Genomic DNA, 24,721 nt, shown 5'->3' with positions numbered 1-24,721 from the left:
ATTTAAACTAATGATTGAATATTACTACTTCTGTCGACAAACTGCAATGATATTCAAGCAAATCACATCAAAATCTATACAAAACCACAATAAATCAATATAAAGCGCTTCCATATCATCATACTTGTATGGTAGTATGTTAGTAGAACAAACTTGAAGATCTTTAAGCATTTGATTTTCGGTTAACGCACTACTACAGCTCTATGTCTGCTTCAAAATAGGTACATATTTAAGGTTTGCGCTGCCTTACTTGATTTACAATATGTTGCATCATTCGAGCCCTATCGATCGCACGACACTGATGTAATGATGCAACCATGCTTTCTTACTAAACTTGATGAGGTGAACGTGATGAAAATGGTTTTTCGCTGGTTTGGCGAAGGCAATGATACGGTATCTCTGGATCACATCCGGCAAATTCCGGGTGTCGAAGGCATTGTGTGGGCATTGCATGATGTTCCAGCAGGTGACGAATGGCCAATGGACAAAATCCTGGCAGTGAAAGCTGCTGCGGATCAGGCTGAATTACATTTAGACGTCGTTGAAAGTGTTAATGTGCATGAAGATATCAAATTAGGTCTACCAAGTCGGGATCAATACATTACCAATTACAAAAAAACGATGGAAAAGCTGGCTCAGGTCGGTGTTAAGGTTATTTGTTATAATTTCATGCCAATCTTTGACTGGTTACGCACGGATCTTCATAAGGAACTGGAGGACGGCTCTACTGCCCTCTTCTATGAAAGTAGCAAGATTGCAGATATTGAACCATTGGAACTCGTTCGTAACATTACCGAAAATTCTGCATTAACGATGCCTGGCTGGGAACCCGAACGATTGCAGTATTTAACAGGGCTATTTGAAGCCTATAAAGATGTAACAGAGGATCACATGTGGGAAAATGCTCGTTATTTCTTGCAGGAGATCATTCCAACTGCTGAACAATTAGGCATCAAAATGGCGATCCACCCGGATGATCCGCCATGGCCAATCTTTGGTTTGCCTAAGATCATTATCAATCAGGATAATGTAAGGAAATATCTTGAACTGTATGATAGCCCAAGTAACTGTGTGACCTTGTGTAGCGGTTCGCTTGGCGCTAATCTTAATAATGATATTATCGGAATGATCCATGAATTCAAGCATCGCATTCCTTTTGCCCATATTCGTAATGTAAGGGTCTACGATAATGGAGACTTCATCGAAACCTCTCACCGCAGTCAAGACGGTAATGTCGATATCGCGGGTATTGTCGAAGCCTATCATGATATTGGGTATGAAGGGTATGCCAGACCAGATCATGGACGTCATTTATGGGGCGAACAATGCAGACCGGGATACGGACTCTATGACCGTGCTATGGGAATTATGTACCTTTGGGGCGTGTGGGATTCTCTACAAAGGAGGGCAAAAGCATGAGTGAAGTAATCGGTGAACGCACCTCTCGCTTAGAGGGGAAAGTCGCTGTCATAACGGGAGGCGCAGGTGTGTTATGTCGTTCGATGGCCGAAGAGCTTGCTCGCCATGGCGCGAAAGTAGCTATACTCAATCGTACTGTATCTAAGGGAGAAGCTGTCGTTGCTTCTATTGAAGCTGCTGGAGGTACAGCAATTGCGGTCGCTTGTGACGTTACTCAGGCGGAAAGTGTGCAAGCCGCAGCCGCAGCGGTGCTAGAACAACTTGGACCCTGTGACATTCTGATTAACGGTGCAGGTGGCAATAACGCTAGTGCTAACACAACGAACGAAATTTTTAAACTCGAGGATCTAGACCAAGCGGATGTAACGACTTTTTTTGATGTAAGTGTAGAGGGTTTCCGTCAGGTGATGGATCTTAATTTTGTGGGCTCTCTCATTCCAACACAGATCTTTGCAAGACAGATGGTCGAACGAGATGTGCAGGCAACCGTTATTAACATTTCGTCGATGAGTGCCCCGTCTCCTATGACCAAAGTTCCAGCATACAGTGCAGCTAAAGCAGCAATTAATAACTTCACACAATGGCTTGCTGTACACCTAGCTGAATCTGGAATTCGCGTCAATGCGATTGCGCCAGGATTCTTTCTTACAGAACAGAACCGTAATTTGTTATTGCAGCCAGATGGCTCACCTACAGAGCGTTCTAGCAAAATTATTGCGCATACACCGATGCGTCGTTTCGGCAAACCAGAGGATTTACTCGGCACACTAATGTGGCTTGCGGATGACAGTCAATCTGGTTTCGTTACAGGTACCGTTATTCCAGTGGATGGCGGATTTATGGCGTATGCTGGTGTGTAAGTCTCTTCTATCTTGTACTCTTCTTGTGTGCAGGAAATAGCGAAATTTAATCATTCGATCTTTCATATCATCCGAAGCAGGCTGCAAAGTCCGCTTCGGATTTTTCATTTTCCACTCCGTACTTCCTCACTCCCTCATCCCTTCAATTCGAATAATATGCAATGACGTTGGAAAAACTTGTTATAGTTCTTGGAAAAGTGCTGGATATAAACTCTTCTCTATGAACCTGTAGATATTCGAATCCGCTACCTGTTGGATGAAGTGAAGGCTGGTGAGCATCACATGATGGAAGAAACATGGGTCGTTGCAGTACGATCCATAATCGCATTTTTGACGCTGATGATCTATACCAGAGTATTGGGTAAACAGCAGATGGGTAATCTAACCTACTTTGATTATATTAATGGTATTACGATAGGTTCGATTGCAGGAACGTTTGCGACAGATCTATCATCTAAAGGGTGGATTCATTTTGTGGCTTTAACCATATTCACGATTGTCACCATCATCTTTCAATATATTACGTTGAAGAGTCGTACCATTACGAAATTGCTGGACTCTGACCCCACTTTGGTCGTACAGGATGGCAAAATCCTAGAACATAACCTGAGCAAAATGAGGGTGAAGTTCGATGAACTCACCATGATGCTTCGTCAGAAGGATGTATTCGACATTACCACGCTTAGTTACGCGATCCTTGAGCCCGATGGGAGTATCTCGGTTGTACTCAAACCTGAACATCAGCCATTGACAGCGAAAGATATGCATTTGCACCCACCCAAAAGCCGATTGATGACCGAATTAATTATTGACGGTGTTCTAATCAAGCAAAACCTGGAGGAACGCCACAAAGATATGAAGTGGTTAACTGCGCAATTAAAAAAGAAAAAGCTGACGATTCAGAATATTGCATTTGCCGCGATTTTGCCAAACGACAAGCTTTATATCGATCTTTTCGAAGATCATTTCACCGAGAAAACAGATATGGGAGATTACGAAGGCCCTTTCTAATTCAACGTCTCTCTCTTGATTTCAGACATTTCAAAATTTTCGAAGAGAACGTTCCGTTCATACCGATGCAGGAGGGCTTGGATGAAAATACGAATCTGGTTGCTTTATGTCATTCCGATTACTCTACTTATTTTGTTCTGCGTCATTCTTGCCTCTGGACCGTTTCTTAAAAGGCCTTTCGGTACGGAGGATCGTTTACTGGAGTCGGTACAGTCACTTGAGAAGCAAGTTCAGAATAAGCAGTGGCGTGAAGCCAAGTCTGAAGCAGAGTATGCCATGAACGCATGGGATCACATCGTCAACCGTATCCAGTTCAGCGTAGAACGTGAAACTATCTATGATATTTTGGGTACACTCGCTAGAATCAAGGGTGGAGTTGCTGCGCAAGATGATCAGGCGCTATTGGAGGAGATCCATTACTTTTATGTCTTGTGGGATAACCTGGGAGACTAAATACGTATGTAATGCTAAAAGGGACTTCCCAGATGACAGGAGCCCCTTCTATTTGTATGATCATTACTCACTTTAACCGCGCGAACGCGATGTACGGCCACTTCCACTTTCTTTCCGGAAAAATAACGATAATGCGCCCTTAGCACACCATAGCGCGAACAAGGCAAACAATGTGCCCCAGAACATTGCAGGCATGAACGTTTGCTGCGCCAAATTGGCTGCATCTCCTGCTCTAGAAGGCTGTGTCCAGGATAGTAATCCGACATACATTGCACTCAAGACAGACTCTTCTAAGGTTAGAAATGCGAGGAATAGGTAGTAGAACTTCACAATTTTGGCGCCAAAAATCATAATGACTACGTTTAAGGCAATAAAACCGGTTAGCCACAACATCCCAAACTCTCCTCTTACATAGAACAGCAATGACACAAGGGCTATAGCGGTAATAATACCTAGACCCCACAAGTGTCGTCCTTTCCGGTATAGATAGAACAACAACCAGGCGAACAGTGATGCTAAGATATAGCCTGCTAAGGAGACAAGGATGGATCGGCCTGGCGTGAGCATGGTGGAATAAGTTACTCCGCTATGATCCGCGTATAGTTCAATCCTTAATACCTTGCCAGACAACAGCAGTGTCGTCAGCGCATGCGCGAATTCGTGGATCATCGTATCTAGGTTTCGAAATAAAGATGAGAATGGAATAAATCGTGTGAGAAATACAGAGACGATTAGAAACAATATTGTTTTGAGCCATTTATTCAAGTACCGTCCCACCTCCCTTGCCACAAAAATGATGAATAATTAGACTTATCCGTATATTACGTTACTGAAGAGTTAATCGTTTCCTTTCATAAAATGAGCGGCACATTGTTGCATCCACCAACAGAAACTGCGATTATGTCCGATGAAAAAAGAAGATAAATCATAACGTCCACTGCCTGTCTCCAATGTAACAAGAAGTCTATGACGCATATTTTGTATCGCATATTGGACGAATCGATCGGCTGCTTCACTTTTCACTAGTGTAACATACGCATAGAGGGAATGATCGATAGGTTCATCTAAGGGACTTACACCTGCACAAGAAAACTCAGTAGCAATCCCTGCATTCTGAAGCAGAGTGAGTGCCTCAGCAAGCTCGACATCGACCTCTACACCATTCCACAGAGTCGTCCTTTTCGCCATTACCGTCTGTTTATCACGTTCCGTCCAGAACATTAGCTCTAATTTGCGTCTTCTCCATAGGTGAGCGGGCTGCTCACTCAGAAGCTCTTCTTGATCTGCACTCGCCTGATTCACGGTAAGCCTATCGGACACTATGGAATCAGCTCCGTTTAGTTCCTTGTGGTTCAGGTTCGATTCGATTACATTTAATTCTGGATCAATACTCATATAAAGGCTCCCCCTACTCCCGCTCCATATCCGGTCGCCGCAGACAACGAAGAGAGCACATCCCTGTGCTCTCTGCTTCGCCAGTCGGCAAAGGAATGACATCACGTGCCTTCCTCAGCATATTTTATTATTGTACCTCTTTCGTTAATTTGCATCAAATCAGATATCTATTCGTTCAGCGCTAGTTTCAATGCATCTAAATTCTGTCTCATTACACTAATGTAGTCCATTCCTGCTGCAATCTCTTCCTCCGTCAATCCTTCAATTGGATTCAACACAGCCGTCTTTGCACCCACTTCATTCGCAATTGTCTCAGATACTTTAGAAGAAACGAGTGTTTCGAAGAAAATGGTTTTCACCTGATGTTCCTTCGCAAAATCAATTACCGAGGCCATCTGTGCTGCGGATGGCTCTTGTTCAGGAGACAATCCTGCGATAGGGACTTGCTGCAATCCATATTCCTGTGCAAGATAACCAAAAGCAGCATGCTGTGTAATAAAATCTTTCCGTTTACTATCTGTGACAGCTGCTTTGAAATCGGTATCCAATGCTTCTAGTTTAGCTACGTACGCATCCGCATTTTGTTTGAATTGATCAGCATACTCTGGCGCAGCTTCTGCTAAGCCAGCTTCAATGTTACGGACTTCTTGTATCGCTAATGCCGGTGACAACCATACGTGTGGATCAAGTCCACCGTGATCATGACTATGGCTATGGGCATGCTCCTCTGTCGTTGCTTTGTCTGCATGATCGTGATCATGCTCCTCCGTAGCTTTTTCGTCTCCATGATCATGATTATGTTCTTCTGTCGTTGCTGATTCAGCATGATCGTGGTCATGGTCGTGCTCTTCTGTTGTACCTTCGCTGGCATGATCATGGTCGTGGTCTTCCGCTTCTGAGTCACTATGGTCATGCTCTCCGCCTTCAAGCAGGTTGATGCCTTTGCTTGCTTCGACTTGTATCAGGTTGTCATTACTCAAGCTATCTTTCACTTGATCAATCCAAGACTCCATTCCAGCTCCGTTGTATACAAGCACATCTGCTTTCTCGATGCTAGCCATATCTTGAGGTGTTGGCTCCCAATCATGGGGCTCCATACCAGCCGGAACAAGTGTATGTACATCTGCCAGGTCGCCCGCGACATTTTTGGTGAATTCATACATCGGATAGAAGCTTACTTGCACATTTAATTTACGCTCCGTCGCTGCTGGGGTACTAGCTGTAGATGGATCTGTCTCCGTAGCGGACTTCGTCTGTCCACAACCTGCGACAACAAGTGCGAGGCTGAAGAAAAGTCCAAATGCTGCTGTTTTGCTAAATTTCATATTATATATTCTCCTTTGAATGGATAGATAGTATGGCTCTTTGTTGTGTTTGTGCTACGCGGTGACGTTTACGGTTATATAATGAAATCAGCTTTTGTGCTGATATTCCAGTCAATAGAAATACCAACAGGATTAGTGCAATCGTGCCTCCTGGTGGTGTGTTCAAATGATAAGAAGTTGTCAGACCGCTAAAAATTCCGATAAGTCCTGTGACCACAGCAATAACAATCGCTGTAGCAAAACTACGAGATACTCTTAATGCGAGCGCTGCTGGCAGCACAATGAGTGCAGATACGAGCAACACACCAACTATAGGCATGGCTGCTGCAACCGTCATTCCTGTAAGAACGGCAAACGCGAATGATAACCCTTTAACCTGAACACCACCGATGGAGGCCGTCTCTTCATCAAACGTTAAATTGTATAGCGGTCTTCGTAGCACAATGAAAAAGGCTAAACCGATAATACATACCACGACCATCATCAGCAGCTGTATATTACTGACGGCAACAATGGAACCAAACAGATAGGAGCTGAAGGTTTTGGACAGATTGGTTTTCAAGCTCATAAGTACAACGGCAAGTGCAAGTCCTGATGTCATAATAATGGCGACAGGAACCTCACTATAGGTTCGATAACTTCTCCGCAATTGTTCAACCAGTAATGCACCAATGACCGCAATAGCGAAGCCACTGATGACCGGATTCAAATTCATAACCGAACCAAGCGCCACCCCTGCTAACGACACATGAGATAAAGTATCAGCCATCAGAACCTGTCTTCGAAGCATAAGGTAAACTCCCAAGATGGGAGCAATGACGCCAATTAATCCACCTGCCCAAAAGGCACGCTGCATGAATTCGTACTCAAACACTGCCATTCCTCACTTTCTTGCCGCTCCAACGTGATCGTTCGATCTAATCGGTTGCCCATCTCTTCCAGACCATGTGTAACCATAATGATCGTGAGGCCGTGAACATCTGCGTAGTGGCGCATCAAGTCATAGAAGCCTTCCCGACTGCGTTGATCCATCCCCGTTGTTGGCTCATCTAATACAAGCACTTGCGGCTGTCCTGCCAGAGCTCGTGCAATGCAGATACGCTGCTTCTGTCCACCGGATAGTTCGCCTACTCGCGTATTTCTGTATTCCCACATCCCCACTTCACGAAGGCTGCGCTCCACTATCGCTTCCTGATCGGTGGTAAACTTCCGAAATAGCCCGAGCTTGCGATAACATCCTGATCGTACCAATTCAATCACGGTGCTGGGAAAACCGCTATTGAATGATGCCACCTGCTGAGGCACATAACCAATCTCTAACTTTTTACCGCGGATATTCTGTATGTTCATATGTACCGAACCGCTCCAGGGCTTAAGCAGCCCTAGCAGCAATTTCAGCATGGTTGTCTTCGCAGAACCATTGGGACCTGTAATGCCTACGAATTCTCCCACATGAATATCCAACGACAGTTGATCAATAACAGGTTCTTTACCATATCCAAACACCACATCACGCATGGAGGATAGTAACATGATTCTTCCTCTTTTCGTAATTATTACGATGTAAAAATGACAAAAAAAATTATCGTGTTTCCCGGTGAATCGTCATCTTCTTCAATCGTGGCGAGTATTTCTTCATCTCCAGGCGTTCGGGATGATTACGCTTATTCTTCGTCGTTGTATAGTTGCGATCTCCGCACTCGGTGCAGGCTAAAGTAACAATGACTCTCATGGTTGTTGCCTCCTCCTATTTAATCGTAATTATTACTATTTAATGATACTAGCCTATGCTCTTTCTTTTGTCAACTCTTCAGCTTCTAGTCCACTGTGGAAAAGGATCTTTCAGCTCTCTCCAATTCATATGCATCTCTTCTTCGGTTAGAAGTGTCTCATCGAGAGTACGCTCAATCTCTGCCCGATCCATATCAATACCGATAAATACAAGCTTGGTTACTCGGTCTCCCCACTCATCATCCCAGTCTGGAATTGCGGGTAGCGTGTCGCCAAAATGTAACTGACGCTCCTCTTCACTCATTGCTCCTACCCATATTCCTGCTGGCGAGAGCTGCTTGGATGTACCTGCATGACTGAAAGAGATCGCCATATGGTTCCGTGTTGCCATCCACATCAAGCCTTTGGAACGCACAATCGGTTCTGGCCACTTGGCAATCCAGTGAAGTAACCGTTCTGGGTGAAATGGACGTTTACGATGATATACAAAAGAATGGATGCCATATTCCTCTGTCTCTGGTGTATGTTCTTCTTTCATCAGTTCACGAATCCAACCCGCAGACTGACTTGCTTTTTCAAAATCGAATCGGCCTGTGTTCAAAATTTCATGCGGATCGATCTGTCCATGTGTCGTGCGGATCAATTTGGCTTCCGGTTGCATCGCATGTAATGCTTTTTCGAGCTTAGACAGTTCTTCCTCTGTTGCCAGATCACACTTGTTGAGGATGAGCACATCACAGAATTCCACCTGATCCGTAAGCAGATGCACGATTCCACGTACGTCGTCCTCGCCTGCTTCCTGTCCACGATCCTTCAGCGTTTCTTTCGAGTAAAAGTCGCGCCAGAACTGAGCTGCGTCCACGACCGTAACCATCGTATCTAGACGAGTAAATTGAGTGAGATCTATCCCAAGCTCCTCATCAATATACGTAAACGTCTGAGCAACAGGTACCGGCTCGCCTATGCCTGTGGATTCGATCAATATGTAGTCAAACGAACCATCCAGTGCGAGCCTCTCTACCTCTTTCAACAGATCTTCCCGCAATGTGCAGCAGATGCAGCCATTAGACATCTCTACAAGCTTCTCATCTATACGGGATAATCCACCGCCATCCCGAATTAAGCCAGCATCGATGTTAACCTCACTAAGGTCATTTACGATGACCGCCACACGCATGCCTTCTCGATTATGCAGCACGTGATTAAGTAACGTTGTCTTGCCTGCACCCAGATATCCGCTTAGGACGGTCACGGGCACCTTTTCTTTTATTTGTTGATCCGCCATTGCTGCTTCCTCCAGTCTATTGGGTCTGTTACATTTGCACACGCTAATTCTTTTAATCGGTCTAGTGTACTTTGTTCAAGTTGTTAATCGTAATTATTACGATTAATAACTTACAGAAATATATCGTATTTGTATATTGCTTGTCAACACCATGGCGTTCTAATCGTTCATTAATCGTAAAAATGATGATTAGAGCTTACAAATGATGTATGTCCCTGCACGTACAAGCATATATTCTAGCAAAGTCTCAGTTGTGGAGGTCTGTTTTTGATGAAGATGGCAGCCCATGTGAAGATCTTAACCTTCCTTATCCCTTGTGCCTTTCTAGTTCCTGTACTTATTACACTTGCTCCTGATCTAAGTGCTGCTTGGAATAGCGAAGCTTTGCAAAATATGAAAACCATTTTCGTCAGTATTTTCTTAGAGGCTGCCCCTTTTTTACTAATGGGTGTGCTACTATCGTCACTCATGCAATGGTTTGTCTCTGAAGAAATGGTACGTAAACTTACACCCAAAAATCCGATTGGCGGAGTGCTCGTAGCTGGTCTATTGGGCATTATCTTTCCGATCTGTGAGTGCGGTATGATCCCCGTCGTGCGGCGACTGATGCATAAAGGTATGCCCGCTTACATCGCGGTTACTTTTATTCTGAGTGGACCCGTGGTGAATCCCATTGTATTCACAGCTACGCTGCTGGCTTTTCCCTCTCATCCCGAGATTACGATTGCACGTATGGGACTTGCATTTGCAGTAGCAGCTTCCGTTGGTGGTCTAGTGTATATGTTTGTGCGTCGTAATCCTCTCCGCACGCCAAAAGCAGCTATTACCGATGTGAAGACACATCCCGGTTTTAAGATGGCACAACCACACTCACACGCACACGGAAGTGCTCACGACCACAATCATGTTAAAAATTGGCGTAGCTTCTTCATTCATGCTGGAGACGAATTCGTGGATATGAGCAAATATTTAGTAATTGGTGCCTTGATTACCGCGTGTATCCAGACTTTCATTAGCCGAAGCGATCTGATTTCTCTAGGTAACGGCCCTGTGGCTTCCTATGTTTTCATGATGGGGTTTGCCTATGTATTATCCTTGTGCTCCACATCCGATGCCTTTGTGGCCTCGGCGTTCTCACATACGTTTGCACTGGGTCCATTAGTTTCCTTCCTTGTACTCGGCCCAATGCTTGATTTCAAAAGTACTTTAATGCTGCTCTCTACCTTCCGCACTCGCTTTGTTATTGGACTAAGCCTAGCCATCATTACGCTTGTATTTGCAGGATCATGGTTGATTAATATGCTGGCATGAACCTGATTGTTATATGAAGGACCAATCAATAAAAGAGGTGAAGACAAGATGAACAATCCGGCTCAGACGGTCACGAGAAATATGTTCCACAAGCCAAATAACATCCAATGGCATAGTCTGATTCGTGCAGGCTGGATGGGTGGCATTGCTTTCTATATTTTTCACCTGAATTCAACGGATTCTCTACATTATTACTTAGCACCTACGATGCAGAAGTTACTATTATGCTGTCCGATTCCCTTTTTATTTATTGCCATCATTATGGCGTGGCATGGTCTTTTCAGTAAAAGTGAGGTCCATTGCGACTGTGAACATCCACCACCTGCAGGCTTTGTCCGTAGTTCCGTCGTATACGGCTTGATTGCCCTTCCCTTAGTATTTGGCTTCCTACTGCCAGATCAGGCTTTGGGTAGCTCTATGGCGAGCCAGAAAGGAATGTCGCTCACCTATGCGCCTTCGGAAATTCGGCGTAAAGAGCCTTTGCCTGAGGCCGCAGCCAAACTGAACGTGCAGGACTTGAGCCAACAACAGCCAACAGTTACGACGGCATCCACAGCTGACGTACAATTTATTCCTCCAGATGAATATAGTAGAGAATTTGCCGACTTAGCAGAGAAATTATATGAAGAGTCGGTTATCCAAGTCTATCCTGAGGTTTTCTCCGAAACGCTTGGCACGATCGACATGTTTCAGCGCCAATTTGCTGGCAAAGAAATCTCGTTAACAGGATTCGTATATCGTGACGAAAGTATGGAGCAAGAATCTCATTTTGCATTGGGACGATTTCTTGTGATGTGCTGTCCCGCAGATGCGGCGCCATTTGGTGTAATGATTCACATTGAAGGCGCCAATACCTTCCCAACGGATAGTTGGGTGCAAATTAACGGCACAATTGGTTCTGCTCAAGTAGATGGCAAAGACACCATTGAGATTCGGGCTACACAGGTTACTCCTGTGTCTGAGCCATCCACTCCATACATTTACACAAGTGCAGATTCAGTACTGGCGTATGAGAAACGGAATCGAAATTAACGGAAGTATCTCTTCAGCTTTGAACGGAATATACAACGGTAAGTACGAACTGCAAAAAAACACACTATTCGTTAATAGTGTGTTTTCTTCTGTACATATTTATTGTACTGTACTTCTTTATTGGGAGAAGCTATTTAACCAACCATTCCAGGCTTTCTTGTTGGCAGGCTTTCCAGAATCGTTTAACTTCATATACTCCAAAAGCTGATCCAAACTATTGGATTGATTATCCCGATATTCTTGGATAAATTGCAGCATGGCTTTGTATACAAACAGATCTAGAGGAGAGTAAGAGAGCGTGTCATTCGAGCTTCCATCACCATTGCCGTTCCCACCATTATCAACCGGTGCTTCAGAAGGTACACGAGTTACAGCATGCTCATCAGTGAACGTACCTGTATCTCCAATGTATGTAGGGTAACTAATGGCGATCTCTCCAGTGAGACTATTGCCCACTCGACCAATGTTTGGTTTCTCGAGTGTTGTAATTATACCTTGATTATTCACATTTCCTTTCAGTGCAGGAATCGTAATTCTCGTTGGGAAGTTGCTAGGTACAGCTAAAGGATTATACTGAATGCTCTGTCCAGTGCTGTTATCTACGAAAATAGGCATGACTGTCTGGTAAGTCGATGTTATATCTAATTCTTTGACTGCTGATCGATATGCTGCAAATGCATTGGGAAATTGCTGTGTTGTGAGAGTGCTTGGCCAAATCGTCCGATGCGGATATGTGCTTAACTGTATCTTCCCGTACATGTCTGCATGTACACTATATACATAGTGAACCACGCCACTCATAAACGTACCAAGGTCATATTTAGTTTCTCCTGGCCGGTTTGAAGTTTTTACGGAAGAAGGGACAATAACTGAATTAATTGTAGCTACCTTTTCTATTGTATGGTTTGCATCATTAATCCGCGCACCTGCACCAAAGTATTCATTCCATTTGTTCACCAGATACATGTGTGCATCCGATGACCACTGTAGACTGTACTTTCTATTCGTTCCCCATAAATCATTGTAACCTTCAATGGAAGACGTAATCTCAGATTTCGTCGTTGCATCGGCATCTTGCCATGCCTGTTGTCCAAAGTGATGCACCTGCTCCATAATACTAGGATCGATATTCGTTGCATTCTCCGCAGCTGCCAGAAGCACGGTTCCACCCCATTGCATGATTGCGCCCGCTTCCAGTTCACCTGGGGCAAAATTAGAACTTGCTGCTTCAGCCTTGAATTGCACTGTTGGTGCGAATAGTAGAATCATAATACTTAATACAATACTTGATCTTTTAACAAACTTTTGCTGAGATTTGCTAAACAACGTTAACTCCTCCTACTCGTATGTACTTCATGAAATCTTCAATTTAGAACATTAAAAACATTTGGATCTTGTTAACTACCCTACTTCTTCCCTCCTTAAAAGGTAAAATATAACTCTAATATTATCTCAAATCATCGTGTTTACGTAAATAAAAAATTACATAGCGGCAGCAAGATAAACGTATTCTTGTTCTGTAAAAGAAAACAACCCCCGTACCTATGTCATACATAGATTCGGGGGTTGCATGCTCAACCGCATACTCGGCTGATTGAGTTTTAAATTATTCGGTTACGATATCATGCACCAATACAGGGGCATCTGCTTTATCTGCAATCGTAATATTTTCTTTAATCTTGGCGATTACATCCGCCACATCTTCACGATTAGCGTGGATCGTTACAAGTGATTCGCCTGCTTTGACAGGGTCACCCACTTTTTTATTCAACATCAGACCAACAGCAAGATCAATCTCGGACTCTTTGGTTGCACGACCCGCACCAAGCAGCATCGCAGCTGTACCAATCTCATCCGCAACGATTTCTGATACGAAACCATCTTGGTCTGCAGGTACTTCAATAAGGTATTGAGCTTGTGGCAATCGATCTGGATGATCCACGACAGAAGCATCTCCACCTTGATTCGCCAAGAAATGTTTGAATTTCTCCAGTGCTTTACCGTTCTGGATCACTTCTTTCAATTTCTCTTCAGCCTGCTCTAGTGAGTCCGCTTTGCCAGCGAGGAATACCATTTGGCGTCCAAGTGCCAGACACAGCTCTTCCAGATCCTTAGGTCCTTTACCTTGAAGTGTAAGAATGGCTTCTTTTACTTCAAGTGCATTACCAATAGCCAAACCAAGCGGCTGGGACATGTCAGAGATCACGGCCATCGTTTTACGTCCAACATTGTTACCGATGCTCACCATCGCATGTGCAAGTTCTTTAGCATCTTCTGCTGTTTTCATAAATGCACCAGCACCTGTTTTCACGTCTAATACGATGGCATCCGCACCTGCAGCGATTTTCTTACTCATGATAGAACTAGCGATCAGTGGAATCGAGTTAACAGTTGCTGTTACGTCACGCAAAGCATATAGCTTCTTATCCGCAGGGGTAAGGTTACCACTTTGTCCGATTACTGCTACCTTGTGCTCGTTAACAAGTCGAATGAACTCTTCTTTTTCAAGCTCCACGTGAAAACCAGCAACGGATTCCAGCTTATCTGTTGTTCCGCCTGTGTGACCAAGTCCACGACCAGACATTTTGGCAACGGGTACATCAAGCGCTGCTACGAGTGGCGCCAGTACGAGCGTTGTTGTATCGCCGACTCCACCTGTGGAGTGCTTGTCTACTTTGATGCCTTCAATGGCTGACAGGTCAATCGTTTCACCCGAATTCACCATCGACATCGTCAGATCAGCACGCTCTTTGTCCGTCATATCGTTGAAAAATACAGCCATCGCCCATGCACTAACTTGATAGTCAGGAATCTCTCCTTGTGTATAACCTTGAACGACAAAATCGATCTCTTCTGTTGTTAATTCTTTTCGGTCACGTTTCTTGGCGATAATGTCTACCATTCTCATGATGCTCTCTCCTTGTGTATGTTGATTTTACAGAACACTTTGTGCGGAGTCCGTTCCGGCAATGGATCGTTCTTTCGCTCGCTGTTGTCTTCACATTTCTCTGAATCACCTCTTATGAGGTTGAAATGTGAAGACAAAGGCGAACGCTTCGCTTCTACAGAATCGATTCCATTGCCTCCACTCCGTGCTCCAAACAAAAGTTTCGATAAAATCAAATTATTTTTGGTGCAGTAAACCTTTATGCGGAGTCTGTTTCGGTTCAGGATCGTTCTTACGATCGCTGTTGTCTTCACATTTCTCTGAATCACCTCTACTGAGGTTGAAATGTGAAGACAAAGGCGAGTGCTTCGCTTCTACAGAATCGATTCCATTGCCTCCACTCCGTGCTCCAAACAAAAGTTTCGATAAAATCAAATTATTTTTAGTGCAGTAAAAACGTTGTGCAAAGTTCGTTCTGGCAATGGATGTTCTATTAGTGCGTGTTCAAAAAGGTCGGTTTTCAGTACCGAGAAGATGGGATGAAGATAGAAATGGAGTAGCGGAGCGTAGATTAAGCTACGTGAGCAACGGACATTTCGGCTGGATCCCATATTCGAAGCTAAGATGCCGTCAGGCATCCTTCGTAATCAAAAGCGAACTTTTTGAACAACCTCTATTACAAAGTAATTGCTGTGTCCAGTGCTACGACCATCATGTCATTGAACGTTTTTTGGCGCTCTTCTGCTGATGTTTCTTCTCCTGTGAGCAAGTGGTCGCTTACGGTCAGGATTGTAAGTGCATTAACGCCGAACTTGGCAGCAATGGTGTACAATGCTGTTGTTTCCATTTCTACGCCAAGCACACCGTGTTTCATCAATTTTTCCGTTACGGAACGATCGTCGCGATAGAAAGAATCGGAACTGAAGACGTTACCGACATGGATCTTCATGCCTTTAGCTGTGGCACGGTCGTATGCTTCTTTGAGCAATGAGAACGTTGCGATTGGTGAGAAATCATATCCACCGAATACGTGTTTATTCATACTGGAATCGGTACATGCTGCTTGTGCAAGGATAACGTCACGTACACGTACATGCTCCTGCATCCCGCCGCAAGTTCCTACACGAATCAAGTTTTTCACACCATACTCACTAATCAACTCATTCGCATAGATGGCAAAGGATGGAATCCCCATACCTGAACCTTGCACCGAAATGCGGTGCCCTTGATATGTACCTGTAAAGCCAAGCATACCGCGAACCTCGTTGTAACATACAACGTCTTCTAGATACGTATCAGCAATGTATTTCGCGCGTAGTGGATCTCCTGGCAAAAGGATCGTTTCAGCAATATCTCCAGGTTTTGCTCCGATATGTGTACTCATAGAATAATCTCCTCCAATAAGTTGTATACGTTCGTCTATATAATGGACGAGGAACCGGAGTAACTATAGTTTACCCCGATCCCTGACCATGGTTTACGTTTCAAATTCATGTGTTTGTCTGAAGTTTCGCTTCAGTTAGATTGAATTCTAGAATAGATTCCGTGGTTCAACCCCTACGGACTTATTTCAGATCCTTCAAGAAGCTTGTACCATACTCTGGCATTTTCACACCAAAGTTCTCCGCTACCGTTGCTCCAAGATCAGCAAAGGTACTGCGCAGATCAAGCTGTTTGCCCTCACTGAAACGTGGGGAGTATGCCAACAATGGTACATATTCACGTGTGTGGTCTGTACCACGGTATGTTGGATCATTACCATGATCGGCTGTAATCAGCAACAGATCATCGCTTGTCATTTTTGCAAAGATCTCTGGCAGACGTGCATCATAATCTTCAAGTGCTTGTGCATACCCTTGTGGATCACGACGGTGACCGTAGAGGGCATCAAAATCAACGAGGTTCAAGAAGCTAAGTCCAGTGAACTGCTCGTCCATCGTTTCGGACAACTTGTCCATCCCATCCATATTGGAAACGGTGCGTACCGCTTTGGTCACACCTTCGCCGTCATAAATGTCAGCGATTTTACCCAAAGCAATTACATCAAACCCGCCATCTTTCAACTCATTCATCACAGTGCGGCCAAACGGTTTGAGCGCATAGTCATGACGGTTCGCTGTACGTTTCCAGTTACCCTCTTCACCCACGAAAGGACGTGCAATTATACGACCGAGCATGTACGGATCTTCAAGTGTAATTTCACGACAGAACTCACAGATCTCATACAGTTCCTTCAAAGGAACGACATCTTCATGCGCAGCAATTTGCAGTACCGAGTCAGCGGACGTATATACGATCAGCGCGCCTGTTTCAACATGCTCAGCACCTAGTTCATCCAAAATTTCCGTGCCGCTCGCAGGTTTATTACCAATCACTTTACGACCTGTTTTTTCTTCAATGCGCTGAATCAGCTCATCCGGGAACCCATTTTCAAACACACGGAAAGGTGTATCGATATACAAGCCCATGATCTCCCAGTGACCTGTCATGGTATCTTTACCTTTGGACGCTTCCTGCATTTTGGTGTAATACGCTTTAGGCGCAGCCGCTACAGGAATTCCCTCGATTTCTTTAATATTAGATAGTCCTAGACTCGCCATATGTGGCATCTTCAGACCTCCACGTTCACGGGCAATGTGACCGAACGTATCTACATCAAAATCATCAAATTCTGCTGCATCCGGCGCTTCGCCGATTCCTACAGAATCCATAACGATTAGATGTACTCTTTTGAATGTTGACATGAATGAAGCACTCCTTCCAATAATCCAGCTTACAAGTACAGTCCAGTGATGATCGCAGACAGCACGCTGACAAGCGATGCACCATAAAGCAGCTTCAGACCGAAGCGGGCCACCACATTACCTTGTTTCTCATGAAGTCCTTTAACCGCACCGGCAATAATACCGATGGAAGAGAAATTGGCGAACGATACGAGGAAGACAGATACGATCCCGGTTGTTCTCTCCGACAATGCTGTCTGATTACTAAGATCAAGCATAGCTACGAATTCATTAGATACCATCTTCGTTGCCATAATGCTTCCCGCTTGAATCGCCTCTTTCCAAGGAATCCCCATAACAAAGGCAAAGGGTGCAAACACATAACCGAGCAGTTCCTGGAATGAAATACCGAGCACCGCACTGAAAATACCATTAATTAAGGCAATCAGCGCGACAAAACCGATGAGCATCGCAGCAACCACAATGGCTACTTTGAATCCATCTAGAATGTACTCACCTAGCATTTCGAAGAACGATTGCTTCTCCTCTTCCTGAACCTCCAATATATCTTCTTCCGGTGTAACCTGATAAGGGTTCACAATAGAAGCAATGATAAAACCGCCAAATAGGTTGAGCACGAGCGCCGTCACCACATATTTCGGATCAATCATCGTCATATAGGCACCGACAATGGACATCGATACCGTGGACATCGCTGAGGCACACAAGGTATAGAGCCGATGTTTCGGCAATAAACCAATTTGTTTTTTTACGGATATGAACACTTCAGATTGCCCCAGAATAGCAGAAGCAACCGCGTTATATGATTCCAGTTTGCCCATTCCGTTGATTTTGCTTAATACCAGACCAATATATTTTATAACAAAAGGCAAGATTCGGATATACTGTAATATCCCAATCAAGGCAGAGATGACCACAATCGGCATCAGTACGGTCAAAAAGAACGGAGCACCTCCGCCATCTGCCCCAATGGTTACTAAATCACCAAATACAAACGCAATTCCCTCATTCGCATAGTCCAGCAATGCCTTAAATGCAGTAGAGAACTTGCCTACGAGATACGTACCTGCCACCGTATTCAGCAAGAAATATGCCAGAATAATCTGTAAAACAACCATTACCGCAAGCGGGCGGTAGCGAATCTGTTTCTTGCCGTTGCTGGCGATATAAGCCAGTCCAAATACAACGAGTAAGCCTAGTATAGCGATTAAAAATTTCATGTCATCTCTCCTTTGAAGGTAGTTAAGCCAGTTGTTCGATCAGCTCAAAGGTTCTATGCATTGTAATGTAATGAAAATGAATGTTTACGAAAATATAATGAAGCGCTTACAATACATTACTGCAAATTGCTAAATTTATTTGTCCTGCCTGTTTAAACCCGCATAAGCTGTAAAACAACGATTATGCGGGCATCCAGACAAGCTCAATTCGTTTACATCACTTCTTAATTAATAAGAAGCCGTGGATTGTCCGCCTTGCATGATTTTAACGCCAGAGCTTGCGCCAATTCGTGTTGCGCCAGCTTCAATCATTTTTTGCATGTCTTCAAGGCTACGAACGCCACCGGAAGCTTTCACACCTACATCTGGACCTACTGTACGACGCATCAAAGCGATATCCTCAGGCGTTGCTCCTCCAGTTGAGAATCCAGTTGATGTTTTAACGAAGTCAGCTCCCGCTCTTACAGCTGCTTGGCATGCACGTACTTTTTCATCATCAGTCAACAAGCAAGTTTCGATAATGACTTTGACCAACGCTTTACCTGCTGCTGCTTCAACCACTGCACGAATGTCTTGCTCAACGTAATCGTCTTTGCCATCTTTCAATGCACTAATGTTAATAACCATATCCACTTCAGTTGCACCTTTGGCAATGGCATCTGTCGTTTCGAATGCTTTTGTTTCCGAAGTAGAAGCCCCCAATGGGAAACCAATAACCGTACAGATATCAACGCCAGTACCTTGTAATTGTTCAGCAGCATAAGCAACCCAACCTGGATTCACACATACAGATGCAAATTGATATTGTTTTGCTTCCTCAGTCAGTTTAACCATCTCGCTCTGTGTAGCGTCTGCACGAAGCAAGGTATGGTCGATCATTTTAGCTAATTGTGGTGTAGTCATTCAATATCTCTCCCTTTATATAAACGATGTATTCTATACCTTACACTAACATGAACATATGTAATAATCAAACTGAACTTTTGTTCATGTCGTGCTATTGAGATTCTAACGATGACAAAGTCTTATTTATACTTACCCAAGGACAGCACATCTTAGCTTTTACTCTACACAGCAAAACATCCACCATGTGAACATGGCAGATGTTGTCACTCTTATAACTAAAGACGAAGCAATGCTTGGGCTGTGTACTGATCCGTAACCAGAATGTTCGCATACTGTCCCTGGAGTGCGGCATGAATCGCTTCAATTTTGCGTTGGCCCCCAGCGACAAGAATAGATTTCTCCTTATTTTTCAGCTCAGACAGGTCGATGCCCACGGTTCTGCTATTAATCTCTTCACTGATTAGCTTGCCTTCACTATTGAAGAAACGAGAGCATATATCACCCGCTCCAGTATGTATCAGCAGTTGCTGCTCCTCTTCACTGAAATAACCGAGCTTGAACAAAAGTGCATCTTCCTTCACAGTACCCACCGTAAAAATAGCTATATTCGCCTGCCGGCCTAGCTCCACAATTCTACCGATGTGCCGATCAGCCTCGACCATGTTCTTCACTTCGATAGAATCAAAGATCACCGGGAGAGGTAAATATCGCGGGACGGTATGGAACGCTTCAGCAAATAGATGAACAATCTCGGCTGCATAGGTATTCACATGCGAGTGGCTGACGCCTCCCTTTAATTGAACAACCTCCACGCCCTTGACCTGCTTAGGACGAAGCTGGCGAGCGACGGCATGCATCGTTGTTCCCCACGTTACACCAATAATGTCCGCATCTTGAACAGTATCCTGCAGATAATCAGCAGCTCTCTTACTAATCTGCTTTTGTATCTCTTCATCACTTTTCAGAGGTGCAAAACATACAAGCGCTGTTTCGAGATCATACTTGGCTTTTAATTCCCCAGCGATAATATCGATATCTTCTAAGGGATCCATAATCTCAATTCGGACATAACCCCGGTCTTTGGCATACTGCAGCAATCGGGACACGGTTGGACGTGACACACCGAGCCTTCCGGCAATATCCTGCTGGCTATAATCAGACTGATAATACAATTTGGCTGCTTCTATGCTTAGTCGCTGTTTCTCCAGATCTATTCCCATGTGTGCTCAACCCACTCATCTTCGTTATCGTTAGAAACCATACGTATCTTGTACATCTTATACATACCTTATCAAAATAACCCTAGACAAACAACTAATAGAGGTTGTTCAAAAAGTCCGCTTTGATTACGAAGGATGCACTAGCGGCATCTCAGCTTCGAATATGGGATTCAGCCTAATCCGAGTCATACCCTACAGACATCTTCAATTCAATTCAATTCAATTCAAAAAAGCCCACTTGCTTATCTCTCCATAGAAAGAAGCAAGTGGGCATGGGTATATATTTAGTATGAAAATGAAGTGAATTAAGATTGACCAGAATTAGATCTGCTCATGGTCTCAAGCTTTCGTGTAATTGCGGTACGATCTACTTTCAAGCCCCAGATGGATTCAATAATCTGTTCTTTATCCTCAGCATCCTCTGCATGCTTTAATTGAATTAACAACGCATGCATCTGCTCATTTATATCTTCAAACTGCATCCATAGGTCATGTCTTACTGCCATAGAATCCAGATGGCGATTAGCTTCAACTTCTTCTTTCAATGCAGCTAGGATGGATTGCTCCCATTCTGTGTCCCCTAGTTGCTTAGCCATATTCAGGAGATCCAGATAATCGTCAACAAGAAGCGAGTTCAATTCGGCATGTGTTTTCATCGTTTATTGCATCCCCTTTTCGTCTATTTACCAAGTATTATACTCGGTAATTCAGGATATGCAATAGGTGACGAAAAAAGACGGAATGAATTAGCTTTCAGATTGTAGAGCCAGAGCCACTTCACGAACGAGACCAGGAAACCAGTCTTCCAAAGATTCGAACGTATAACCTGCTTGTTCAGCCTTATCAGTATTCATCGTCCAGGATTCACTTATGCCAAAAGGTGACATATCTTCCTCACCTGTCTCTGATAGGATCTGGGACTGCATCCCCGTTACGGATTCAATCAGCTTCATCATTTCTGACAACTTAATGGCACCTAGGGAGGCAGCATTAACAGGCCCAGTCATGGAAGAATGTCCAAGCCAGGCGAGGAATCTAGCCGCTTCTGTAGAATTAATGAATCCAATCTCCGCTTCCGGATTCGGCATGCCGATCGGTTTTCCCTTTTGCACATGTTCAATATGAAAATGCAGTCGTTTTGTATAATCATCGATCCCTAATACAATTGGAATTCGCATGGCAACAACCGGAAAATTGGCTTCCTGAAAAAATACAGCCTCCGCAAGGCGTTTACCTTCCCCATAAGAAAACTGCTCATGATTTCCATATTGCAGCGGATAAGTATACGGATCAAAATCCTCCTCCGTAAATCCGGGTTTAGGATCACCGTAAACGGAGAGTGTAGAGGTTAGCACATATCTTTTGGTACGACCCGAAAATGCTTCACACGCCGATTTGGCTGCATCGGGTGAGTAACAGATATTGTCATACACCACATCCCACTGGTCTGTTTGAGCAACCTTTGCGAGTGATTGTGGATCTTCACGATCCATCTTAATCCGGTTCACTTCATTCCCGAAATCCACACGTGTTTTGCCCCGAGTCGCAACTGTAATCTGAGATTTCCCTTCCCACAGCAAATGATCCACCAGACGTTTGCCGAAGAACCGTGTGCCCCCAAGAATTAATACCTTTTGCATCCGTTAACCCTCCTTCTAACTATTTATCATTTGGGAAAACAAGTCCGATTTGTTTTCGAATCTGATCCATAACTACCATCGTTTCATATGAACGTTCATACGTATTCATGTCCGATTCCTGTTTACCTGCTTGAACCAGATTTACGAACTCTTGAACTTCATAGAACATCGTTGGATAAATTTGCTCTGTTTCGAGCTTCTCCACTGTACCATCATTGTAACGAATCTCCGCTTGTTCGGGCGAACCAATTTTATCAATCAGAATACTGCCCAGCTCACCCATAATTTCAGTAGGTACATGGGAATTAGAGATTTTGGAATAGGTCACAACCGCGTCCATCTCATCATAATTCAGAATAACACTTCCCTGACCATCCACACCGGATGCCAACATATACGCCTGAGACTGTACTTGATTAGGTGCACCAAACAGCGTAATCAATGGATATAGACAATATACGCCCAGATCCATAAGTGCGCCATTGGCTAGTTCTGGCTTAAACGCGTTGAGAACAATGCCCTCCTTGTACTTGTCATAGCGTGAAGAGTACTGGGAGTATCCTGCTACATACTTGCGAACAGGGCCAATTTTGTGAAGGTTCGATTGAACCGTTTTGAACGTCGGTACTAGTGTGGATTTCATTGCTTCCATTAGCAGAACCCCTGATTCACGAGCAGCATCCACTAATCTGCGAACTTCTGCACTATTGGCAGCTAGCGGTTTCTCGCACAAAACATGCTTCTTATTTCTTAGAAATAACTCTGCCTGCTCCGCATGATATGTATTAGGCGTTGCGATATATACAGCATCAATCTCATCACTTGCTGCCATCTCTTCCATGTTCGTGAATCGGTGTGGTGCCTTGTATTGGTCTGCAAAAGCATCTGCTTTCTCAGCACTTCGCGAATATACGGCAGTCAGTGTGAAACCCTCCACATGTGCTGCGGCCTCAAGTAACCTTTCTGTAATCCAGTTGGTGCCTACGACTCCGAAACGTACCATGCTTACCTACCTCTTTCATTTCTATATTATTGTCCATTGTAGCCTAAATTTCGTACAGAATGAAGTCACCCTGCTTGTCACAACAAACAGGAACAGCCTGGAATCCTTATACAAGGAGACCAGGCTGCGAATCGTAACATGATTTAACTTATTGATCAAGCGTGAATAGAGGAAGATTCTCCGGTAATGCCGCTGGACGCTGACAAGTGCTTTTCATTTGATAAAATGTCTGATCATCCGATGAATCATGGAATGCCCACATTGCTTCTAACACATGGTACGCAAGCTCTCCACTCGCTCGATGCGCTCGCCCACTATGCGCTGCATATGCCATATCCGCTACACCAATTCCGCGCGTATTTTCCTGGTAACCAGGCAGTAGAGGTACCTCTGTCCACTCTTGTTCTCCCAGAAGTCTATAACGGACTGGCCCTCCGAAGGTATTAGGGTCAGGCACCTGTAATGTGCCATGCGTACCATAGATCTCAATCGGAGGCAACACACTGCCACCAAACACATCAAAGCTTGTAATGAGCGTGCCAATAGCACCTTGTTCGAACTGCAGCAGTCCTGTTACATGTGTTGGAATTTCAACAGGAATGGTTTGTCCTCGTTTTTTCTCACTCGTAATTGTCCGTTCATTCATTGCTTTACCCGTCATACCAGCGATGGTTGAGATCGGGCCCAGAAGTTGCACCAGTGCTGTAAGATAGTACGGTCCCATATCGAACATCGGACCGCCACCTGATGCATAATAGAACTCAGGGTCTGGATGCCAGTGCTCGTGACCTCGACCCATCATGAAAGCCGTTGCCGAAACAGGTTTGCCAATCACACCTTCTTCAACTAGTTTAAGGGCAGTTTGAATGCCTGAACCGAAGAACGTCTCGGGGGCACAGCCCACCAACAATCCTTTTCGTTTGGCTGTCTCTAATACGGCAAGACCTTCTTCACGAGTAACCGCAAGAGGTTTCTCTACATACACATGTTTGCCCGCTTCCAGTGCTTGCAGACACACATTCGCGTGAACGGAAGGAATCGTCAGATTGATAATCAGTTCGATCTCAGGATCCGCCAGTATCTCTTCTACCGTATACACTTTAGGAACTTGATAAGCTGCTGCTTGTTCCTCGGCTCGCTTCTGATCTAGATCTGCAACTGCTACAAGTTCAAGCACATCAAACCGATGACAGTTCTCCATATAAATGCCGCTGATTTTACCACAGCCAATAATGCCAACTTTCATAACGCTCATACTTGGGCTCCCTTCGCCTTTGAACAGAAATGTGGAAACATAGGATTATAATTTTGTATGATTATTCTGATACGTAAACGCTTA

Annotated in this window: 24 protein-coding genes; 6 read left to right on the top strand and 18 right to left on the bottom strand. The window is 44.3% G+C overall.

What is annotated here, in order from left to right; genetic code table 11:
* Nucleotides 1–351: 351 nt before the first annotated feature.
* The 4 genes from uxuA (at nucleotide 352) to M3636_RS08235 (ending at nucleotide 3,743) form a co-directional block, all read left to right on the top strand.
* A complete protein-coding gene (uxuA, locus tag M3636_RS08250; RefSeq protein ID WP_251382036.1) occupies nucleotides 352–1,419 on the top strand; it encodes a mannonate dehydratase in 1,068 nt (355 codons plus the stop codon).
* Nucleotides 1,416–2,279, top strand: a complete 864-nt coding sequence (locus tag M3636_RS08245; RefSeq protein WP_251382035.1) for an SDR family oxidoreductase — start codon at nucleotides 1,416–1,418, stop codon at nucleotides 2,277–2,279. The genes uxuA and M3636_RS08245 overlap by 4 nt, the downstream gene beginning before the upstream one ends.
* Before the next feature lie 282 nt (nucleotides 2,280–2,561).
* Nucleotides 2,562–3,290 (top strand): DUF421 domain-containing protein, encoded by a 729-nt coding sequence (locus M3636_RS08240; protein ID WP_251382034.1) that lies wholly within the window; start codon nucleotides 2,562–2,564, stop codon nucleotides 3,288–3,290.
* Between the two features lie 81 nt (nucleotides 3,291–3,371).
* Nucleotides 3,372–3,743, top strand: a complete 372-nt coding sequence (locus tag M3636_RS08235; protein WP_251382033.1) for a DUF4363 family protein — start codon at nucleotides 3,372–3,374, stop codon at nucleotides 3,741–3,743.
* Between the two features lie 72 nt (nucleotides 3,744–3,815).
* On the opposite strand, the gene M3636_RS08230 is transcribed toward M3636_RS08235, so the two are convergent.
* The 7 genes from M3636_RS08230 to M3636_RS08200 all read right to left on the bottom strand — a co-directional run bounded on the left by M3636_RS08230 (nucleotide 3,816) and on the right by M3636_RS08200 (nucleotide 9,479).
* Complete coding sequence (locus M3636_RS08230; RefSeq protein WP_251382032.1) at nucleotides 3,816–4,508, bottom strand: M50 family metallopeptidase; 693 nt, start codon at nucleotides 4,506–4,508, stop codon at nucleotides 3,816–3,818.
* A 72-nt stretch (nucleotides 4,509–4,580) separates the two neighbouring features.
* Entirely contained in the window at nucleotides 4,581–5,138 is a 558-nt protein-coding gene (locus M3636_RS08225) for a hypothetical protein (protein ID WP_251382031.1), read from the bottom strand.
* A 167-nt stretch (nucleotides 5,139–5,305) separates the two neighbouring features.
* A complete protein-coding gene (locus tag M3636_RS08220) occupies nucleotides 5,306–6,463 on the bottom strand; it encodes a metal ABC transporter solute-binding protein, Zn/Mn family (RefSeq protein WP_251382029.1) in 1,158 nt (385 codons plus the stop codon).
* A 1-nt stretch (nucleotide 6,464) separates the two neighbouring features.
* Nucleotides 6,465–7,343 carry a metal ABC transporter permease gene (locus M3636_RS08215; RefSeq protein WP_128102171.1) on the bottom strand — a complete coding sequence of 293 codons (879 nt, stop codon included), beginning with the start codon at nucleotides 7,341–7,343 and terminating at the stop codon, nucleotides 6,465–6,467.
* On the bottom strand, nucleotides 7,289–7,996 hold the full coding sequence (locus M3636_RS08210; protein ID WP_251382027.1) for a metal ABC transporter ATP-binding protein: 708 nt from the start codon (nucleotides 7,994–7,996) through the stop codon (nucleotides 7,289–7,291). The genes M3636_RS08215 and M3636_RS08210 overlap by 55 nt, the downstream gene beginning before the upstream one ends.
* 49 nt (nucleotides 7,997–8,045) lie before the next feature.
* Complete coding sequence (gene rpmG, locus M3636_RS08205) at nucleotides 8,046–8,195, bottom strand: 50S ribosomal protein L33 (protein WP_036613813.1); 150 nt, start codon at nucleotides 8,193–8,195, stop codon at nucleotides 8,046–8,048.
* Nucleotides 8,196–8,273: 78 nt separating this feature from the next.
* Nucleotides 8,274–9,479, bottom strand: a complete 1,206-nt coding sequence (locus M3636_RS08200; RefSeq protein WP_251382025.1) for a GTP-binding protein — start codon at nucleotides 9,477–9,479, stop codon at nucleotides 8,274–8,276.
* A gap of 270 nt (nucleotides 9,480–9,749) precedes the next feature.
* Here M3636_RS08200 and M3636_RS08195 point away from each other — a divergent pair, with 270 nt between their 5' ends.
* The gene (locus tag M3636_RS08195; RefSeq protein WP_251382023.1) at nucleotides 9,750–10,790 is read left to right on the top strand and encodes a permease; all 1,041 of its coding nucleotides are present in this window, start codon (nucleotides 9,750–9,752) and stop codon (nucleotides 10,788–10,790) included.
* A gap of 48 nt (nucleotides 10,791–10,838) precedes the next feature.
* Nucleotides 10,839–11,822: a TIGR03943 family putative permease subunit gene (locus tag M3636_RS08190; RefSeq protein WP_251382021.1), complete on the top strand. Its 984-nt coding sequence runs from the start codon at nucleotides 10,839–10,841 to the stop codon at nucleotides 11,820–11,822.
* A 117-nt stretch (nucleotides 11,823–11,939) separates the two neighbouring features.
* On the opposite strand, the gene M3636_RS08185 is transcribed toward M3636_RS08190, so the two are convergent.
* From M3636_RS08185 to M3636_RS08135, 11 genes are all read right to left on the bottom strand, one after another.
* Nucleotides 11,940–13,148 (bottom strand): hypothetical protein, encoded by a 1,209-nt coding sequence (locus M3636_RS08185; protein WP_251382020.1) that lies wholly within the window; start codon nucleotides 13,146–13,148, stop codon nucleotides 11,940–11,942.
* 280 nt (nucleotides 13,149–13,428) lie between these two features.
* Nucleotides 13,429–14,730 carry a pyrimidine-nucleoside phosphorylase gene (locus tag M3636_RS08180; RefSeq protein ID WP_128102168.1) on the bottom strand — a complete coding sequence of 434 codons (1,302 nt, stop codon included), beginning with the start codon at nucleotides 14,728–14,730 and terminating at the stop codon, nucleotides 13,429–13,431.
* Nucleotides 14,731–15,385: 655 nt separating this feature from the next.
* Entirely contained in the window at nucleotides 15,386–16,093 is a 708-nt protein-coding gene (gene deoD, locus M3636_RS08175; RefSeq protein WP_056691414.1) for a purine-nucleoside phosphorylase, read from the bottom strand.
* Between the two features lie 181 nt (nucleotides 16,094–16,274).
* Nucleotides 16,275–17,453 (bottom strand): phosphopentomutase, encoded by a 1,179-nt coding sequence (gene deoB, locus M3636_RS08170; RefSeq protein WP_145408552.1) that lies wholly within the window; start codon nucleotides 17,451–17,453, stop codon nucleotides 16,275–16,277.
* A gap of 29 nt (nucleotides 17,454–17,482) precedes the next feature.
* On the bottom strand, nucleotides 17,483–18,673 hold the full coding sequence (locus M3636_RS08165) for a NupC/NupG family nucleoside CNT transporter (RefSeq protein ID WP_128102166.1): 1,191 nt from the start codon (nucleotides 18,671–18,673) through the stop codon (nucleotides 17,483–17,485).
* 228 nt (nucleotides 18,674–18,901) lie between these two features.
* Complete coding sequence (deoC, locus tag M3636_RS08160; RefSeq protein WP_251382018.1) at nucleotides 18,902–19,576, bottom strand: deoxyribose-phosphate aldolase; 675 nt, start codon at nucleotides 19,574–19,576, stop codon at nucleotides 18,902–18,904.
* Between the two features lie 218 nt (nucleotides 19,577–19,794).
* Entirely contained in the window at nucleotides 19,795–20,733 is a 939-nt protein-coding gene (locus M3636_RS08155; RefSeq protein WP_145408638.1) for a DNA-binding transcriptional repressor DeoR, read from the bottom strand.
* Nucleotides 20,734–21,044: 311 nt separating this feature from the next.
* Nucleotides 21,045–21,395: a hypothetical protein gene (locus M3636_RS08150; protein WP_128102164.1), complete on the bottom strand. Its 351-nt coding sequence runs from the start codon at nucleotides 21,393–21,395 to the stop codon at nucleotides 21,045–21,047.
* Between the two features lie 90 nt (nucleotides 21,396–21,485).
* Nucleotides 21,486–22,379, bottom strand: a complete 894-nt coding sequence (locus tag M3636_RS08145; protein ID WP_251382016.1) for an NAD-dependent epimerase/dehydratase family protein — start codon at nucleotides 22,377–22,379, stop codon at nucleotides 21,486–21,488.
* A 19-nt stretch (nucleotides 22,380–22,398) separates the two neighbouring features.
* Nucleotides 22,399–23,382 carry a Gfo/Idh/MocA family protein gene (locus tag M3636_RS08140; protein ID WP_145408549.1) on the bottom strand — a complete coding sequence of 328 codons (984 nt, stop codon included), beginning with the start codon at nucleotides 23,380–23,382 and terminating at the stop codon, nucleotides 22,399–22,401.
* Nucleotides 23,383–23,530: 148 nt separating this feature from the next.
* Complete coding sequence (locus tag M3636_RS08135) at nucleotides 23,531–24,637, bottom strand: Gfo/Idh/MocA family protein (RefSeq protein ID WP_128102161.1); 1,107 nt, start codon at nucleotides 24,635–24,637, stop codon at nucleotides 23,531–23,533.
* Nucleotides 24,638–24,721 lie beyond the last annotated feature (84 nt).

The organism is Paenibacillus sp. MER 99-2, from assembly GCF_023714095.1.
In the GTDB taxonomy this organism is placed as follows: domain Bacteria; phylum Bacillota; class Bacilli; order Paenibacillales; family Paenibacillaceae; genus Paenibacillus.
Note: the sequence above shows the minus strand (reverse complement) of the source record. Positions and strands in the feature narration are given on the sequence as shown.

Excerpts from the sequence above, each read along its gene's own strand:
- uxuA (WP_251382036.1), top strand. The coding sequence starts at position 352 with ATGAAAATGGTTTTTCGCTGGTTTGGCGAAGGCAATGATACGGTATCT.
- M3636_RS08245 (WP_251382035.1), top strand. The coding sequence starts at position 1,416 with ATGAGTGAAGTAATCGGTGAACGCACCTCTCGCTTAGAGGGGAAAGTC.
- M3636_RS08240 (WP_251382034.1), top strand. The coding sequence starts at position 2,562 with ATGATGGAAGAAACATGGGTCGTTGCAGTACGATCCATAATCGCATTT.
- M3636_RS08235 (WP_251382033.1), top strand. The coding sequence starts at position 3,372 with ATGAAAATACGAATCTGGTTGCTTTATGTCATTCCGATTACTCTACTT.
- M3636_RS08225 (WP_251382031.1), bottom strand. The coding sequence starts at position 5,138 with ATGAGTATTGATCCAGAATTAAATGTAATCGAATCGAACCTGAACCAC.
- M3636_RS08220 (WP_251382029.1), bottom strand. The coding sequence starts at position 6,463 with ATGAAATTTAGCAAAACAGCAGCATTTGGACTTTTCTTCAGCCTCGCA.
- M3636_RS08215 (WP_128102171.1), bottom strand. The coding sequence starts at position 7,343 with ATGGCAGTGTTTGAGTACGAATTCATGCAGCGTGCCTTTTGGGCAGGT.
- M3636_RS08210 (WP_251382027.1), bottom strand. The coding sequence starts at position 7,996 with ATGTTACTATCCTCCATGCGTGATGTGGTGTTTGGATATGGTAAAGAA.
- rpmG (WP_036613813.1), bottom strand. The coding sequence starts at position 8,195 with ATGAGAGTCATTGTTACTTTAGCCTGCACCGAGTGCGGAGATCGCAAC.
- M3636_RS08200 (WP_251382025.1), bottom strand. The coding sequence starts at position 9,479 with ATGGCGGATCAACAAATAAAAGAAAAGGTGCCCGTGACCGTCCTAAGC.
- M3636_RS08195 (WP_251382023.1), top strand. The coding sequence starts at position 9,750 with ATGAAGATGGCAGCCCATGTGAAGATCTTAACCTTCCTTATCCCTTGT.
- M3636_RS08190 (WP_251382021.1), top strand. The coding sequence starts at position 10,839 with ATGAACAATCCGGCTCAGACGGTCACGAGAAATATGTTCCACAAGCCA.
- M3636_RS08180 (WP_128102168.1), bottom strand. The coding sequence starts at position 14,730 with ATGAGAATGGTAGACATTATCGCCAAGAAACGTGACCGAAAAGAATTA.
- deoD (WP_056691414.1), bottom strand. The coding sequence starts at position 16,093 with ATGAGTACACATATCGGAGCAAAACCTGGAGATATTGCTGAAACGATC.
- deoB (WP_145408552.1), bottom strand. The coding sequence starts at position 17,453 with ATGTCAACATTCAAAAGAGTACATCTAATCGTTATGGATTCTGTAGGA.
- M3636_RS08165 (WP_128102166.1), bottom strand. The coding sequence starts at position 18,673 with ATGAAATTTTTAATCGCTATACTAGGCTTACTCGTTGTATTTGGACTG.
- deoC (WP_251382018.1), bottom strand. The coding sequence starts at position 19,576 with ATGACTACACCACAATTAGCTAAAATGATCGACCATACCTTGCTTCGT.
- M3636_RS08150 (WP_128102164.1), bottom strand. The coding sequence starts at position 21,395 with ATGAAAACACATGCCGAATTGAACTCGCTTCTTGTTGACGATTATCTG.
- M3636_RS08145 (WP_251382016.1), bottom strand. The coding sequence starts at position 22,379 with ATGCAAAAGGTATTAATTCTTGGGGGCACACGGTTCTTCGGCAAACGT.
- M3636_RS08140 (WP_145408549.1), bottom strand. The coding sequence starts at position 23,382 with ATGGTACGTTTCGGAGTCGTAGGCACCAACTGGATTACAGAAAGGTTA.
- M3636_RS08135 (WP_128102161.1), bottom strand. The coding sequence starts at position 24,637 with ATGAGCGTTATGAAAGTTGGCATTATTGGCTGTGGTAAAATCAGCGGC.